This window comes from Methanobrevibacter sp. (assembly GCF_017432245.1).
Taxonomy (GTDB): Archaea; Methanobacteriota; Methanobacteria; order Methanobacteriales; family Methanobacteriaceae; genus Methanobrevibacter.
The window spans coordinates 39,904-55,863 of record NZ_JAFRJO010000082.1 but is presented as its reverse complement, the minus strand read 5'-3'; the positions used below and the strand labels follow the sequence as shown (position 1 = coordinate 55,863).

Here is a 15,960-nt window from a genome sequence, read left to right as displayed (position 1 = left end):
TTTAGAAACATTTATATATAATTATAAACATATTTTAATGAGTAAGAAGGACCGGTGGTCTAGGGGTATGATACCGCCTTGACATGGCGGTGATCACGAGTTCGAATCTCGTTCGGTCCATTTGCCGTAGTAGTTCAGTTGGGAGAACGCCAGACTGAAGATCTGGATGTCGCTGGTTCAAGTCCGGCCTACGGCACTTTTTTTATCTAAGAATTTTTAGTTTTATTCTATACGAACTATTTTTAAAAAGAAAAAAATAATAAATTAAGAAAATTTATTAAATGAGTCTTGGGCCTGTTTTCTGATTAGGATCCACTTTTTGATTATCAAGTACATGATTGAGTTGATCCATAATGATATGGCCTGAAGATGTACCAATCTTGGTAACTCCTGCAGCTAATACGTTATTTGCCAATTTGTAGTTGTCTATTCCACCAGCTGCTTTCATGTCAAGATGAGGTTCATTCTTTTTCATAATTCTTAAGCTTTCCATTAAAGAGTGGAAATGCTGTTTTCCATTGAATCCACTTGAGGTTTTAACGAAATCTGCTCCTCCTTCTTCACACATTCTGGAAGCTCCTGCCATTTCGTCTTCATTGAGAAGTGGGTTTTCAATAATTACTTTGAGTATGTGGTCTCCAATCGCTTCTTTAACAGCTTTGATATCATTTTTAACATATTCAAAGTCACGTTCCTTGATTGCAGGAATATTTGCCATCATGTCAATTTCATCTGCACCATCTGCAATTGCAGCTTTAGCTTCTGCCACTTTTCCTTCAGTGTTTCCAGCACCTAATGGGAAGTCAATTACAGTTACCACTTTCATGTCAGTGTCTTTCAATTCTTCTTTTGCTAATTTTACAAAATGAGGTAAAACTACAACTGCATAAAAAGGATATTCCTTAGCTTTTGCGAAGAATGCTTTCATTTCATCAATGGTTGCAGTATTATCTAAATGAGTAAATTCAATAGCTTGTGCAAGTTTTTCAGCTTTGTTGATCATTTCGTTCATCTCCATATTAAAACGATTTTTTAATTTTAATCTCCAATAAATATAATATTAATTGATTTAGTTTTATATGTATATAATAGTTAGTTTAACTTCAAACTATATAATACTTTTGTCTTGTCTGATTGTTTCAACTTTTGGCATTTTTTTAATAAAACAAATATTGAAACTTGATTTAAACTAATTTTTTAGCCATATAAGGACCTTTACGTTCATAACCGAATTTTCGGTAATAATTTCTGGCTCCAATTCCACTGATGATTAAAAGCTCTTCCTTGTTTTGGTCAATGCTTATCTCTTCAGCACGTTTCAATAGCTTTTCACCAAATCCAGTGTGCTGTCCGATATTGTTACCTTTCTGACCAATTTTTATCATGTTTCCATAAACATGCAATTCACGCACAATAGCTGTTTTATCATCAATCTCTTCTCTATGTGCTTTTTCGGAAGGCATTCTTAATCTTAGGAATCCTGCAAGGGTCTCTTCATTCTTATCTTCAATGGATAGGAAGTGTTCCCTTCCTTCTGTAGCAATGTAATCCTCTTCAAATAACTTATAATCATCAATTGAATACTCTTCCTTGGTCTTTTTATGGCCTATTTCCCTGCATCTAATGCATTGGCAATTGATTTTCTCCTCTTCAAGACGATTGTAGACAAGTTCTCCAAGGTTAGATTTCTTAACCCCATCTTCAATTAATGTAGAGGGAATATCCCTTTGGATTCTCATGGTCCTTACCCATTTCGGCAAGATCTTTTTGATTTGAACTATCAACTCAACAGCCTCTTCATCACTATATGGTCTGTATCTACCATCTTTCCATAATTTGTGAAGTTCACTGCCATCGGTTACAAGGCAAGGATAAATCTTTAGCATGTCTGGCTTGAAGTTCTCATTTGTAAATATGGTTTTAAACATTTCCAAATCTTTCTCTGGGCATTGCTCTATTCTCGGCTCATCCCTTGCAAGAGGGAAAAGCCCAGGCATCATGTGCATGGCAACCTTTACTCCGGAATCCCTTAGAATCCTATTTGCTTCAATGACATCCTCAACTGTATGGCCTCTTTTGATTTTTTCGTAGATGTGATTATGGATTGTTTGAACACCTAACTCAACCCTTGTAACTCCCATCTTCAACATTCTGTCAACATGAGGCTCCTTACAGTAGTCTGGTCTGGTTTCAAAGGTCATTCCAATGCATCTTACCTTAGAGCTTTCGTTAATTCTTTGAATGTCATCTATAAGCACATAATCATTTGGAGGATAGGTCTTAAGGGCATTGTTGCTATATGGAGGATAGTTTAAAAGGTCTTCCTTATTGAATGATTCAATATCCCCAATTTCAGTGATGTTTTCAAGGATCACTCCAAAGTCACTCATTGCTTTTAGGCATTGTGAAACGAACCATTCCTGATAGCAAATGTCTTTTGAAGGGAATGTTCCTCCCATGATGATGAGTTCAACCTTATCGATTGGATGGCCTACCTTATGCAATTGCTTAAGGCGGTTGTAGCACTGGACATATGGATGGAACTTAAACATTCTTCCTCTAAGCGCTGCAGGTTCCTCTCCAGTATAGCTTGGAGGTGCAATGTCACTTTCAGGACAGTAGTAGCATCTGCCGTGAGGGCATTGGTGTGGATGGCACATTACTGCAACAATAGCCACTCCAGAGATAGTTCTGGTGGGTTTCTTTCTTAAGAGATTGGAAACGATTTTCTTCTCTTCAAGGCTTGCATGTTCAAGTATTACAGAATTGCTCATAAATTTCTTTAGATTCCTATCTCGGCAGAGCTGTCTTTTTTCCACTTCAAGCTCGCGGCGAGTAGTTATCTTTCCATTTATGATATCCTCGATGATAATTCGACATGCTTCTTCCATTAAGTTCACCATATAAATTTTTCAATATTTTTTTAAGATTCAATTTGTTTCTTTTAATATATTATATTGCTTTTAAAATATTAATTTATTTTCATATATTATATAAATCTTATTACTATTAAAAAAATATTTAGATAAGTTTATATAATTTTCATTTCATATTCTTAAATAGTGGAAATTATGTAAATGGCATAATTTCATGAAATTAATAATTGAGGTAATAAAATGAAAATTAAACAATTATTAGGTATGATGGCTTTAGATGCTAATGCAAATGAAGTAGGTAAAATCGATGATGCAGAATTTGATCCTGAAGAAGGAAAAATCAGTGCAATAACCATTGTCCTTAAGAAAAACTTCATCTCTTCCAACAAAATCGAAATTGACTTTGAAGATGTAAAAAGCATTGGAGATTACGTTTTATTAAATAAGGAAATCAACAAAGAAGCTGCAATTGAAGAAGCTGAAAAAGCAAAAGATGCTAAAGAAGAAGTAGAAGAAGTTGAAGCTGAAATTGTTGATGATGAAGCGGAAGAAGCAGAAGAAGAGGCTGAAGAAGCAGCTGAAGTAAAAATAGACTAAATTAAATTTTTATTTATTTTCTTCTTTGAAGACTTTATTAAAACCTATCGGTGATAATATGAGTATTTGTGATATTCGAGGAGAAACCATTGATATAGGTTCCTTTATAAGATATACCGGTACTGGTACCATAAGTAAAGTTGTTGATTTGAAAGAAGAAGACAACGAGCAATGGGTAAAATTAGATGAACCTGCATTATGGTATGCTGCCGATTCTTTAGAGGTTGTTAATGAAAAAGACATCGTTGATTCAGAAAACCTTGATAAGGACACTCTTGAGCAAGTCAAGGACATTAAGGAAGGCTATGAAGAACTCAATGCTAACCTAAACGATATTCAAGGTTGTGAAGGTGGAGGATAATTATCCTCTCTCTTTTTATTTTTACTTTTTTTTAAATTTTTTATATTATTGAAATCAAAATCAATCTATTTTTCATATTTTTTCAAATATTTTAGGTCTCTTTTTAAAAATAGTGAAGAGATAATTAATTAATTTTTTTAGATTTCTTTTTAAAAATAGTGAAGAGATAATTAATTAATAATTATCTGCGAATTTCTTAATGTTTTGAGCTAATTTTGGACCAATTCCATCAACTTTCTGAAGCTCTTTTTCTGAATATGGTCTTAAGTCATCGCCGAATACATCAACCAATGCTCTTGCACGGCGTCTTCCTAAACGTTTGACTCCAATCACAAGAGGGATTATGTCTTCTTTAACACCGTAATAAAGCCTTGCAGAAAGGAAATCCAGATCTTTAGAATAAGAATATTTTCCAAGAACTTCAAGTGTGTTCTTTGTAAACCTTACAAGCAATGAAGCTTCATATGCTGAGCGTCTGGTGGATGAGGAATATACATGATAAGCATTTTCAATTTGGTACTCGGTCCTTTCATTTATCCATTCAATTAAAGAGACTGCTGTTGCTTCAGGGTTTCCAATATCAATGGCAAATAGGCCATAGTTTGATAGCATTTCACGAACAGGGTCTTTGGATTTCCTACCTTTAAATGCAATGAGTGGCATATCTGGAGTTTGAGCAAGTTGATAAATAAGTTCTTCAGGATTGAATTTATCAAGATTGTTTGCATATTCCTTGATTTTTACAGCTGTTTCAACGCTATAATTTGATCTTGCAATTAAATTACCAAATGGGGTTGTTTTAAGTCCGCTTGGTGTAGCTTGCAAAATCTGGTTCTGAAGCAAGAATTCCAAAGCATTCATGATTTCAAATTTCAAGCTTTCTTCAGCAAAGAAGCTCATTGAAGAATTTGCAGTCATCTGATATCCATAAAATGTTTTGGTGAAAAAGTCTTGAAGCTCTTCAGGAGTTTTTGATAAGGTGGATGCCACTTGTGCAATTATCTGCTTAAATACTGCATCCTTGTTTTCAATTAATTTAGAGTTTGTAGGTTCTACCTGGCCATTTATGTAACGCTCTTCAAGTGTAATTGCCTCTTCCATAGATTTAGCAATCAAATAGGAATATCCTGTATCATCATATTGTGGCCTTCCAGCTCTACCTGACATTTGCTCATAATCAAAAACAGGAATCGCTTGCGGACCATCTGAAGTCCATCTTGTATAATCTCTGATAACTACATATTTTGAAGGCAAGTTTACCCCATACATCAAGCTTGGAGTCGCTGCAATCATCAATATGTTTCCATTTCTGAATTCCTCTTCAATGATTTCCTTTTGCTCACTGAAAAGACCTGCATGGTGGAAAACAGCACCATTCTCACAGCTTTCCGCTAATTTAAGACAAGTTGAAGTTGGTCTTGATCCCTTTTTCTCAGGCACTGCAAGCAACTTATCTGCAACTTCCTTGAAACGTTGCTTTTGCTCTGCTGTAGTTTTCTTTTTCAATTTTCCTGCAACATAGTTTGCCAAGCTTTCTGTAAATCTTCTAGTTGACACAAAGCTTAATGCCTGTGCATCGTCGGATATTGCCTTTTCAATAACCTTTACAACCACATCATTCTTGTTTTTTGTATTGAACATTTCAGCATCCAAAACATCCTTATTCAATGGGACTGGCCTGTAGTCGTGTTCCACAACAGTCGCGTCCAGCCAGCTTTCAATTTCACCCATATTCTCAAGTGTTGCAGATAATGCAATGATTCTTAAGCTTGGATTGATTATTTTTGCCCTTGTGATTGCACATTCTATTGTAGGGCCTCTTGTAAATTCTCCAATCATATGGAACTCGTCGATGATTAATGTATCGACTTCCCTTAATGCATCCCATGAAAATCTGGTCAATGCATCAAATGATTCAAATACCATGACAGACAAGTCTGAAGATGATGGGTGTTTCCCTACCTTGATTCCAAATTCCTCGAATTTCTTGAATTCCTTGACCTTTTCATTTTGGATTGAAAGGAGAGGTGCAGCATAAACTGCTTTTCCACCATCTAAAATGGATTTGAGAGCTGCCATTATTCCAAGCACAGTCTTTCCACTAGCAGTAGGGATAGCTATGACACAATTTTTATTGTTTTCAAGGTATCCTGATTCAATCACTGCCTTTTGGGCAGAGTTGAAATCCTCAATATAGGGATAGCAGCTATTGATAATTGTTTTAATGTTTTCAGGGATGTTTTCCATATTAATCAGTCTAATAATTTTTAAAATTTATGATTTTATAAAAATAAATTCTTAATAATATAAAGTTTGCATCTAATATAAAATTTTACTTTTCTAAGAGCATTTGATAAGTTTTATTAGATTTTCTCTTTCTTAAGAACAACTATATCAGAAATCTTAGTGTCTGGATATTGTCCGTTCTCATCCTTTTCAACGGCTTTTGTCATGTCCCAAATGGTGAGCAATGCCACACTTACTCCTGTGATTGCTTCCATTTCAACTCCAGTTTGTCCAGTCAATCTACATTCACAAGTTGCAGTGATTTCCTCTTCTCCAACATCAAATTCTATTTCAATTCCACTCAAGTTCAATGGATGGCAAAGAGGAATAATGTCAGATGTCTTTTTGACAGCTTGAATTCCAGCTATTTGAGCAGTTGTCAATACATTTCCCTTTTTGATTTCTGCATTCTTGATCATTTCAATTGTTTCCTTTTGAAGATGAATCTTTCCGCTTGCCACTGCAGTTCTTCTTTGCTGTGGCTTAGCTCCAACTTCCACCATATGAACTCCAGTTTCAGTCAGATGAGTAAATTCCTTTTCTCCCATTTGATTACCTCTTAAATTAATTGTTAATTTCATGAATATGTTTTCTTTAATTTAGTTTATTTTTTATTATTAATAACTATTATCTAAAATCTAATTAAAATTTAGCCAAATAATTATTATTTTTTAATTCCAATGAATTTTATTAATTTAAATCAATTTTGCTAAGTTTAAATAATTTTTATAATCTTTAATTTTTAGAATAATTTTTTATTTAATTATATTTCAATTCAATTCATCATAAGGCAACTTGGTTTCTCCAAAGTCCTTTGCCCTATCTCTTGCATTTGACTTGAATCTTTCCATCAATTCTTCATCGCTTAAGATTCTATCAATTGCATTAGCCAAATCTGTTGGGTCATTCGGATCAATCAATAAACCAACATCTTCAGTGATGATTTCCTTTATTCCTCCAACATTGCTTCCAATAACTGGCTTTCCACAGGATAATGCTTCAATAAGCACAAGTCCAAAGCTTTCACTGAATGATGGCAATACGAGAAGGTCACAGCTTGGTATTATATCTTCAACATCACTTCTTGTACCTGTAAAGTATACATCATCAAGATTTCCTCCATCATGTTCCCTTTCACATTTTTCCTTGAGTTCTTTTGATTGCGGTCCATCACCAACGATGACAAGATTCGCTTCCATGTGCATTTTCTTTTTAGCTTCAATGAGCAAGTTAACATTCTTTCTTTTAATTATATTTCCGACAAATAAAATGATAGGTTTGTTCGCATCTATGCTGAATTCTTGGACCAATTCTTTTTTAAATTTGTCTTTGTTTTCTTCTGTTGTTTTAAACTTACTAACATCTATACTATTCCAATGCAATCTTGTCTTTTCTTTAATATTTGGGATATTTGTCTTGATGATTTCGTCTTTCAAAGCGTTACTTACAGCAAGAACAACATCTGCATCCTTAAGCACTTTATTGATCAGAGGTCTTGTGAACTTTTGCTTTTTATATGTTTCAAACATGTCAGATCCATGTGAAGTAACATAGGTTTTGGTATGGGTTGATTTTCCAGCCTTTACGCTTGCCCATCCTGCAGGAAGCAGATAGTGTCCGTGGATTATGTCTATGTTTTCCCTTTCAATCAATTTTTTAAGCTCCTTTTCAGCATTGATTGCAAAGAATAATCCTCGAAGTCCAGGAATATTGACTCCTTTAGTGCCAATTACATGGATTCCATCGATATCCTTAATGTCCTTATGAGGGTAAGTGATTACATACACTTCATGGCCTTGTTTGACCAATTCCTTTGATAATGTGTGTATATGGACTCCAACTCCTCCAATATGTGGTGGAAACTGTCCAACCATAGCAAATTTCATGTTTTCAACCTCTTTCAATTTAGAAATATTTGAATTAATTAATTTAATATTTACTAAACATTAACTTAATGTTATAATATATCTTATTAATTCTATTTATTCTTATATAAAATTGCTTGAAAAAATAGTGGAATTGATTTAAAAATAGTAAAAATTTGTTTTTAAAAGGAGTGTTGAAAATTTAATTAAAATAAAAATAGTAAATTAGTAAAAAAAGAAAAATATTAGAAAATTGTTTTTGCAATTATTCTAATCTTTCTAATAACTCTTCGAGAGTTGGAGCACCAATAAATGCTAATGAATTGTTGATTGCAATTGCAGGAACTGCATGAACTCCATAGTCAATAGCTAAGTCTCTGTTAGCAGGATCAGCAATACTGAGGATTTGCACATCTATTGCATCTCCTAATTTTGCTTTTGCTTCTTCAACAACTTTTACAGCACCTGGACAATGTGGGCAGGTTGGTGAGGTAAATACTTCTATTTTGTGTGCCATTTTATCACCTTGTTTAATAATTATTTAAGTTTTTATTTTGTTTTTAGTTAAATTGTAATTATAAATTCATAAAAATCTTTAACTTTTATAAATTTATTTTATATATTATTGTTCGTTACTATATAAATATTCCTATTTAAATAGAAAACATAGTTAAGAAAAAATAGATTAGAATCTAGTTTTATTGGAATAGGTATTATAATTATAAATTGAAAATCTTGTTTTCACTCAAAGTTTCAGTTAAGCTTTTATGGGATTTAGGATAATTCACTGCAGTGTAATTAGTTGCATTTGCTTTTGAAGCAGCTAATTCAATAGCTTTGTTTTTATTTCCAATCTTATCGATTAATCCTAAGTTTTTAGCTTCATTTCCATTATATCTTTTTCCATGAGCTAATTTTGCAAGGTAATTAGGTTTCAAATCTCTATTTTCCGCTATTGCTTTAATGAATTGTGTGTAATCTTGATCAATCATCTTTTGACCGTTTAAAAGATTATCAGGATTGATTTCATTTGATTTTTTCAATTTGAGATAATCCTCATTATAAACTCCAGTAAGTTTTGTTTTTGAGTATTTGTTGCTGTCAATAAAGCTAAGGCCGATTCCACCAACTGATGATGATGGGCTTGCAAGAATTGCATCTGCACTGCTTGCAATCAAATAGCTTTCATCCAATCCTTTATCTCCAATGTATGCAACAACTGGTTTAGATGATTTCTTGATGTTATCAGCTATCTCTTCACATGCCACTTGGCTTCCGCCTTTACTGTTTATGTCCAAAACAATAGCCTTGACATTTGGATTTGAATTTGCTTCATTCAATGCATTTTCTATTTGGCTAGCACTGGTAAATATCTTTGTGGAGTTAGATGAGTCGTAAGTGACGGCTCCATTGATTGTAATCACAGCTATTTCATCCTGTTGCGCTACCAAATTTCCAAATGGCAAAATGAGAACTAAAAGCAATACTATAGCCAATATTATAAAGGCACCAATTCCTACATTAAGCCAATTTATGTTATTTTCGCTCATAGTATCACATCTTAGTTATATAAATTTTCTCTATTTGATAAATTTGCATTATTCTTAAAATTAGTTTATAAAAAAATTTTGTATTATAATATATTTATTTACATTAATATAAAGTTTATTTAATTTTTTATTTTTTTTATAAAAATTAGAAATACTTTCAAAGATTTACATTAAATATATAAGATTTGATTTTAAAACTAATATATAGATTTATAAGATATTAGGTGATTTTTTGAGTAAAACAGTATTTTCTCCAGGTTCTGCTACAATTATCAATGCTATTTCAACTGGTTTTGGTTCTGCATTTGGTATAGGCTTAGGTATTGAGGCGGAGGCTAAGTTTTCTGATGTTGGTGTCAACTGCTCATCAGATATAGGGGCGGATCCTCATTTGATGAACTTATGTGTGGAACAGGTTTTAGACCATTATAAGATAGGAAGTGCATTGGATTTCGATGATATCATACCTAGCTTGGATTTTGGAAATGGGCAGGGAATTGAAGTCAATACAAAATCCAATTTGCCTTTAGGTTCTGGGCTTTCTTCAAGCAGTGCCTTATCCAATGCTGTTGTCATGGCTACTGCTGCTTTGATTGCAAGCGAGTTTTACCTCGAGCCATTGACCGATATGGAAATGATTAACATGGGTATCGATGCATCACTTGAAGCGGGCGTTACAATTACAGGTGCTTTTGATGATGCTTCTGCATCTTTCTTTGGAGGATTGACAATCACTGACAATGGCAATAGGGAGATTTTGCATCAGGAAAGAATGCCTGATTATGATGTTTTGGTCTTTATGCCGGATAAGGAATCCTTAAGTGGCTCTTCTGATGTAGATAGGATAAAATTGATTGCTCCATATGTAAGGATAGCATTCAATCAAGCTCTTGATGGAGATTATCTTGAAGCTTTGACATTAAATGGACTATTGTATGGTAATGTTTTAGGATTTGACAATAACATTGCCCTTGATGCACTTCAAGCTGGTGCACTTGCTTCTGGATTGTCTGGAACTGGGTCTTCATTTGTAGCTATTGTTGATGAGAGTTCCATTGATGGTGTTAAGGAAGCTTGGGCTTCATATGATGGTAGAGTCATTGAAACAACTGTGGATAACAGAGGAACAAGAATTATTTAATTATTTTTCTTTTTCTTTTTATTTTTTTATACTATATTTTCATCTATTTTTTTTAAAATAAAGTGGTCTGCTTAGTTTTATCCTTGCTTGGAAACTCATGCAAGTATTCGAATATTTCATCTGGATTGTTCATTATCTTGTTTTCATTAGTTCTTTTATAGAAGATCTTCATTAATTCCTTTTGATTTGGACTGGCTATTCCATAGCTATTTCCATAAGTCTTGATGTACTTTTCCTTAAGTCCGGGGAAATGCTTATCCAACTTTTTATAGAAATATTCCCTGTTTCCATCTCTTAATGTCATTCCCATTCCAAAGCAGATAATTCCCTTGACATTTGATTCTATGCAGTAGTCAAGTATTCCATTGATGTTTTCTTCTGTATCGTTTATGAATGGGAGAATAGGGCATAGCCAAACGATTGTTGGTATATCGTGTTTATTTAGAATTTTCAATACCTTCACTCTTTCCTTTGTAGTGCAAACATTAGGTTCAAGTATTTTGCACAAGTCTTCATCGTATGTTGTCAAGGTCATCTGAATGACTACTTTTGCCTTTTCATTGATCTCTTTAAGCAAATCCAAGTCCCTAAGTATTAGATTTGATTTTGTGATGCAAGTAAATCCATGACCGTATCTGTTAATGAGTTCTAATGATTCTCTCACATTTTGTATCTTCTTTTCAAGAGGTATGTATGGGTCTGTCATAGATCCTGTTCCAATCATGACCTTTTCCTTTTTATTCTTTAGGGCTTTCTTAAGGAGTTCTGTTGCATTTGCCTTGACTTCAATGTCTTCAAATGCATGGTCCATATTGTAGACATTGCTTCTTGAGTCACAGTAGATGCAGCCATGTGAACATCCTCTGTATAGGTTCATACCATTCTTATTGGATAAAATGCTTTTAGCGTTAACGTAATGCATGATTTCACTTGTATTTCCTATTTTTTCTTATTCTATTTTTGGTTTTATTATATTTAATTATTTTTGAGAGCATTTGAAAAGAAATTAATAAAAATCAATACAAAGTAAAAGTTAATTTCAATAAGCATGTTTATATAAGATGAGATATAAAGTATAATTATTATCAAAACTATGGAGTTATTTTTGTGGATAAGAAAGAGATTATGAGCTTATTTGAAAATGAGGAAGAAGCTCAGGATATTCTTGAAAAGTCTAGAAAAAGAATCGATGAAATTGATAATGATTTAGTTAACTTAATAAGTGAAAGAACTTCACTTGCTAGGAGTATTGTTTTAGCTAAAGTTTTTTTAGGCATGGAAATTTATGATAAGTCAAGAGAAGCTCAAGTTCATGCCAAAGTAAATAAATTAGCTGAAGACTTGAATATTGATAAAAGTATTCTTAGCGATATTATGGACATGCTAACAACTTTAAGTAAAAATAGACAAAGAGAAATTTTGGAGGAATGATTATGGGAAATATTAGAACTTCATTTGTAAAACGTATATCAAAAGAATTAATTGAAACTCACCAAGGCAAATTTACTACTGATTTTGAAGAAAACAAAAAATTAGTAGCAGAGTACTCTACTGTAAGTACTAAACACTTAAGAAATAAAATTGCTGGTTACATTACTAGATTAGTAAGACAACAAGCAAACCAAGCTTAATTTTATTTTTTACTTTTTTTAAGATTAATTTATTTTAATTTTCTATTTTTAGATTAATTAATTTAATCTACTACTTTTTTATAATTTTTATATCAATCTTTAAGATTTTTTTAAATTTTTTGGTGAATTATTTTTGGATCTTTTTTATTTAGATTTTTATTAATTATTCAGTATTTTTTATTAACAAATGGATAATTTACATTAAAAAATTGTAAAATTAATAATTAAATATATAAATACCCTTTAATATAATTAATAAATGGATAATAGTCTATAAAATATGATTTATCAAAATATTTATTTTAATTTTTAATTTAAAAGAAAAGGTGTGTAAACAAATGGAATTAATTGTAGCCAAATTTGGCGGTACTTCGATTGGAAATGGACAAAGAATTAGAAAAGCTGCACAATCTATCGTAAATGCTTATATGGAAGGAAAGAAGGTTGTGGTTGTTGTATCAGCTATTAACAAGACTACTGATGATTTAGTAGCTATTGCTGATGAATCCATTGGAAAAGAAGTAACCGAAAAGCAATTGGCGGAAATTTTATCCATGGGTGAGAGAACCAGCATTAGAGTATTTTCATCAGTCTTGGAATCCTTAGGTGTAAAATCCGAATACATCGATCCAAGCCATGATTTATGGCCTGTGATAACTGATGACAACTATGGAAAAGCTCAAATTGATTTCGAAAGAACTGAAGAACAAGCTCAAGGGCTTTTAGGACTTTTAGAGCAAGGAATCATTCCAGTTGTCTGCGGATTCTTAGGAAGAACTGAAAATGGAGAAGTGACTACCTTGGGAAGAGGTGGAAGTGATGTAACTGCATTCCTATTAGGTCATTGCTTAAATGCAGATGATGTGATTATCGTTACTGATGTGGATGGAGTCATGTCCACTGATCCAAGAAAAATCAATGAAGCTGAAAAATTGGATTACATCTCTGTTGAAGAGATGAGAGATTTAGCTACTCATGGAGCACAAGTTTTACACCCTCATGCTTTAAGATTTAAAGATCCTGAAATAAAAGCAAAAATCATTAGCTTTGAAAAAGGTGATTTGTCTGACCCTGGAACTGAGATTGTAGGTCCCTTTGAAGATTCCATGAGCAAATCAGTATGCTTGCATCCGGAACCTATCTCTGTAGTTGCTTTAGTTGGAGAGGATTTGCTTAATCAAATAGGTCTCCTTGCAAAAATGACAACTTTGGTAGCGGAAGCTAACATTAACATTTATGGTATTTCTGCAGGTCAAAATTCAATTACCTTATTCTTGGATAAATGTGATGCTGATGAAGCATATCACATATTGCACAAGCTAGTCATTGCTGAAGATAATTTAAGTTCAATTTCCTTAGGTAGAGACATTGCAATGTTAACCATGATTAATCCAGACTTTATTGAAACTCCTGGAGTAATCACTGAAATCACCAATCCACTTAAGGAAGCACACATAAACATTGTTGAAATCTCATCTTCTCAAACTGCTATTGTCTTATTTATTAACTGGGAAGATGGTAAGGTAGCATACGACTTAATAAAGGGAGTTTTATAACTCTCGCTTTTATTATTTTTACCCAATAAAGAGGCATTTACTTTTATTTTCATTAAAGAGAAGTAATTTGTTTCTATCGTTTTTTATTGTAATTAATTTTTATTTACAATCCTTGAAGTTACGTAAAAATATTTGGTTTTTAAGGATACGAACTTTAACGGATTAAGTATTTGAAATTAATATGATTCTTTAGAAATTAAAATTAAATGAAATAAAAATAAATAATTAGATTTATAAAATATCTGAAAATAAAAATTTAAAAATAATTATATAGTAAAAAGGTGTTTTTTATGCGTTTTGAAGGAACTGCTGTTGCTATGGTCACTCCTATGCATGAGGATGGATCCATAGATGAAGAAGGATACAGACAAAATATTAACTGGTTGATTGACAATGATGTAGACGGTTTAGTTGCTGTAGGAACTACCGGTGAATCCGCTACTTTAACCCATGATGAACATAGAAGAGTTCTTGACATCATGATTGATGAAGTTGACGGCAGAGTCACTACCATTGCTGGAACCGGAAGTAATGCAACTAGTGAAGCATTGGACTTAACTAAATATGCAGATGATGCTGGAGCAGACATGGCTCTCTTAATCACTCCATATTACAACAAACCACAACAACATGGTGTAATTGAACATTATACCCAAATTGCAAATGCTGTGGACATTGACTTGATCACTTACAATGTACCATCACGTACCAGTTTGGATATGGCTCCTGAAACCATTGTTGAACTTGCAAAAGTGGACAACATCTCCGCTTTAAAAGAAGCTTCATCTGATGTGGACAAAGTGTCTAAAACCATGAAACTCTTAAGGGATGAAGGATTGGAAGACGATATTGTAATATTGTCTGGTAGTGATGAATTGACCCTTCCTTTAATGTCTGTTGGTGCAAGAGGTGTTGTAAGTGCATCCGCTAACATCGACCCAAGAACCATGGTTCAAATGGTAAACTGCATTTTAGACGGTGACTATGACAAAGCATTGGAATTACATTACAAACAATATGACTTAATCAAAGCTTTATTCATTGAAACCAGTCCTGCACCTGCAAAAGAAGCATTGAAAATGATGGGAATGCCTGCAGGTCCATTAAGATTACCTTTAGTTCCTATGTTGGAAGAAAACAGAGCAATCTTAAGAAAAGCATTGGAAGATGCTGGAATTTTATAATTCCAGTTCTTATTTTTTTTAGAATTTAATTTATGATTATAACTAAATGTTTTAGATGATATTATGATAAAAGTTGCTGTAACTGGAGCTGCTGGAAGAATGGGCTCCGGCATTATAAGAAAAATTACTGAACAGGATGATATGGAAGTAGTAGCTGCTATTGAAATGCCAAACACTCCTTTAGCAGGTGTAGATGCAGGTGAAAAAGCAGGTATCGGTAATATTGGAGTTCCTATTGTCGGTTCAGAGGATTTGGAAAAAGCATTGAAAGAATCTGGAGCTGAAGTGTTAGTTGACTTCACCATTGCTCCTGCTGCTGTTGAAACAATTAAAAGAACTGCTGATTGCGGTGTAAACTTAGTGGTTGGTACCACTGGATTTACTGAAGAGCAAGCTAAAGGAAACGCTGATGTAATCAAGGAAAAGAACATCAAGGCAGTTATTTCCTCTAACTTCTCAATTGGTGTAAATGTATTCTTTAAGGTTTTAAAAGACTTGACTCCTATCTTAAATGACTTTGATATTGAAATTATTGAAGCTCACCACAATCAAAAGGCAGATGCTCCTTCCGGTACTGCTATGACTGCATTTGAAGTGGTTGCAGGTGCTTTAGAGAGAAACCCAGAAGAAGTGGGCATTTACGGAAGACAAGGTCAAGTAGGTAAAAGAACCAAAGAGGAAATCGGCATACATGCAGTACGTGGTGGAGACATTGTAGGAGACCACACAGTACTCTATGTTGGTGATGGTGAAAGATTAGAAGTTAAACATATGGCACATACTAGAGAAGTATTCATTGCTGGTGTTATCAGGGCTTTAAGATTCGTAGGTTCTGCAGAGCCAGGTAAAGTGAATGATATGGCTGATGTTTTAGGAATCTAATTAATTTTTATTTAATTTTAATTCCTTTTTT

General features: G+C 33.2%; 16 protein-coding genes and 2 tRNA genes. 10 read left to right on the top strand and 8 right to left on the bottom strand.

The window, feature by feature from the left end:
• Positions 1 to 48 precede the first annotated feature (48 nt).
• Positions 49 to 120, top strand: a tRNA-Val gene (locus IJI80_RS06895).
• A 3-nt stretch (positions 121 to 123) separates the two neighbouring features.
• Positions 124 to 196 (top strand) — tRNA-Phe (locus IJI80_RS06890).
• Positions 197 to 277: 81 nt separating this feature from the next.
• Here IJI80_RS06890 and deoC read toward each other — a convergent pair.
• Positions 278 to 1,012 (bottom strand): deoxyribose-phosphate aldolase, encoded by a 735-nt coding sequence (deoC, locus tag IJI80_RS06885; protein WP_292788762.1) that lies wholly within the window; start codon positions 1,010 to 1,012, stop codon positions 278 to 280.
• 172 nt (positions 1,013 to 1,184) lie between these two features.
• Positions 1,185 to 2,891 carry a tRNA uridine(34) 5-carboxymethylaminomethyl modification radical SAM/GNAT enzyme Elp3 gene (locus IJI80_RS06880; RefSeq protein ID WP_292788761.1) on the bottom strand — a complete coding sequence of 569 codons (1,707 nt, stop codon included), beginning with the start codon at positions 2,889 to 2,891 and terminating at the stop codon, positions 1,185 to 1,187.
• Positions 2,892 to 3,116: 225 nt separating this feature from the next.
• On the opposite strand from IJI80_RS06880, the gene IJI80_RS06875 reads away from it, so the two are divergent.
• Entirely contained in the window at positions 3,117 to 3,473 is a 357-nt protein-coding gene (locus IJI80_RS06875) for a PRC-barrel domain-containing protein (RefSeq protein ID WP_292788760.1), read from the top strand.
• Positions 3,474 to 3,531: 58 nt separating this feature from the next.
• Positions 3,532 to 3,834 (top strand): DUF2098 domain-containing protein, encoded by a 303-nt coding sequence (locus tag IJI80_RS06870; RefSeq protein ID WP_292788759.1) that lies wholly within the window; start codon positions 3,532 to 3,534, stop codon positions 3,832 to 3,834.
• 174 nt (positions 3,835 to 4,008) lie between these two features.
• Here IJI80_RS06870 and IJI80_RS06865 read toward each other — a convergent pair whose 3' ends face one another.
• The 5 genes from IJI80_RS06865 to IJI80_RS06845 all read right to left on the bottom strand — a co-directional run bounded on the left by IJI80_RS06865 (position 4,009) and on the right by IJI80_RS06845 (position 9,535).
• On the bottom strand, positions 4,009 to 6,090 hold the full coding sequence (locus IJI80_RS06865) for a DEAD/DEAH box helicase (RefSeq protein WP_292788764.1): 2,082 nt from the start codon (positions 6,088 to 6,090) through the stop codon (positions 4,009 to 4,011).
• Between the two features lie 107 nt (positions 6,091 to 6,197).
• On the bottom strand, positions 6,198 to 6,668 hold the full coding sequence (gene moaC / locus IJI80_RS06860) for a cyclic pyranopterin monophosphate synthase MoaC (protein ID WP_292788758.1): 471 nt from the start codon (positions 6,666 to 6,668) through the stop codon (positions 6,198 to 6,200).
• A gap of 222 nt (positions 6,669 to 6,890) precedes the next feature.
• Positions 6,891 to 8,006 carry a glycosyltransferase family 4 protein gene (locus tag IJI80_RS06855; protein WP_292788756.1) on the bottom strand — a complete coding sequence of 372 codons (1,116 nt, stop codon included), beginning with the start codon at positions 8,004 to 8,006 and terminating at the stop codon, positions 6,891 to 6,893.
• Between the two features lie 244 nt (positions 8,007 to 8,250).
• A complete protein-coding gene (locus IJI80_RS06850) occupies positions 8,251 to 8,502 on the bottom strand; it encodes an MJ0307 family thioredoxin (RefSeq protein WP_292788754.1) in 252 nt (83 codons plus the stop codon).
• A 202-nt stretch (positions 8,503 to 8,704) separates the two neighbouring features.
• Positions 8,705 to 9,535, bottom strand: coding sequence for a S49 family peptidase (locus tag IJI80_RS06845; RefSeq protein WP_292788753.1), 831 nt, complete (start codon positions 9,533 to 9,535; stop codon positions 8,705 to 8,707).
• A 232-nt stretch (positions 9,536 to 9,767) separates the two neighbouring features.
• Between IJI80_RS06845 and IJI80_RS06840 the strand changes: the two genes are divergently transcribed.
• Positions 9,768 to 10,676: a shikimate kinase gene (locus tag IJI80_RS06840; protein WP_292788752.1), complete on the top strand. Its 909-nt coding sequence runs from the start codon at positions 9,768 to 9,770 to the stop codon at positions 10,674 to 10,676.
• Positions 10,677 to 10,728: 52 nt separating this feature from the next.
• Here IJI80_RS06840 and IJI80_RS06835 read toward each other — a convergent pair whose 3' ends face one another.
• Positions 10,729 to 11,598 (bottom strand): radical SAM protein, encoded by an 870-nt coding sequence (locus IJI80_RS06835; protein WP_292788751.1) that lies wholly within the window; start codon positions 11,596 to 11,598, stop codon positions 10,729 to 10,731.
• A 185-nt stretch (positions 11,599 to 11,783) separates the two neighbouring features.
• Here IJI80_RS06835 and IJI80_RS06830 point away from each other — a divergent pair, with 185 nt between their 5' ends.
• The 5 genes from IJI80_RS06830 (at position 11,784) to dapB (ending at position 15,929) form a co-directional block, all read left to right on the top strand.
• Positions 11,784 to 12,107, top strand: coding sequence for a chorismate mutase (locus IJI80_RS06830; RefSeq protein WP_292788750.1), 324 nt, complete (start codon positions 11,784 to 11,786; stop codon positions 12,105 to 12,107).
• Positions 12,108 to 12,109: 2 nt separating this feature from the next.
• Complete coding sequence (locus IJI80_RS06825) at positions 12,110 to 12,307, top strand: 30S ribosomal protein S17e (protein WP_292788749.1); 198 nt, start codon at positions 12,110 to 12,112, stop codon at positions 12,305 to 12,307.
• Between the two features lie 338 nt (positions 12,308 to 12,645).
• Positions 12,646 to 13,863 (top strand): aspartate kinase, encoded by a 1,218-nt coding sequence (locus tag IJI80_RS06820; protein WP_292788748.1) that lies wholly within the window; start codon positions 12,646 to 12,648, stop codon positions 13,861 to 13,863.
• Positions 13,864 to 14,153: 290 nt separating this feature from the next.
• Positions 14,154 to 15,047: a 4-hydroxy-tetrahydrodipicolinate synthase gene (gene dapA / locus IJI80_RS06815; RefSeq protein ID WP_292788747.1), complete on the top strand. Its 894-nt coding sequence runs from the start codon at positions 14,154 to 14,156 to the stop codon at positions 15,045 to 15,047.
• Between the two features lie 63 nt (positions 15,048 to 15,110).
• Positions 15,111 to 15,929, top strand: coding sequence for a 4-hydroxy-tetrahydrodipicolinate reductase (gene dapB, locus IJI80_RS06810; protein ID WP_292788746.1), 819 nt, complete (start codon positions 15,111 to 15,113; stop codon positions 15,927 to 15,929).
• The last annotated feature ends 31 nt before the right edge of the window (positions 15,930 to 15,960 follow it).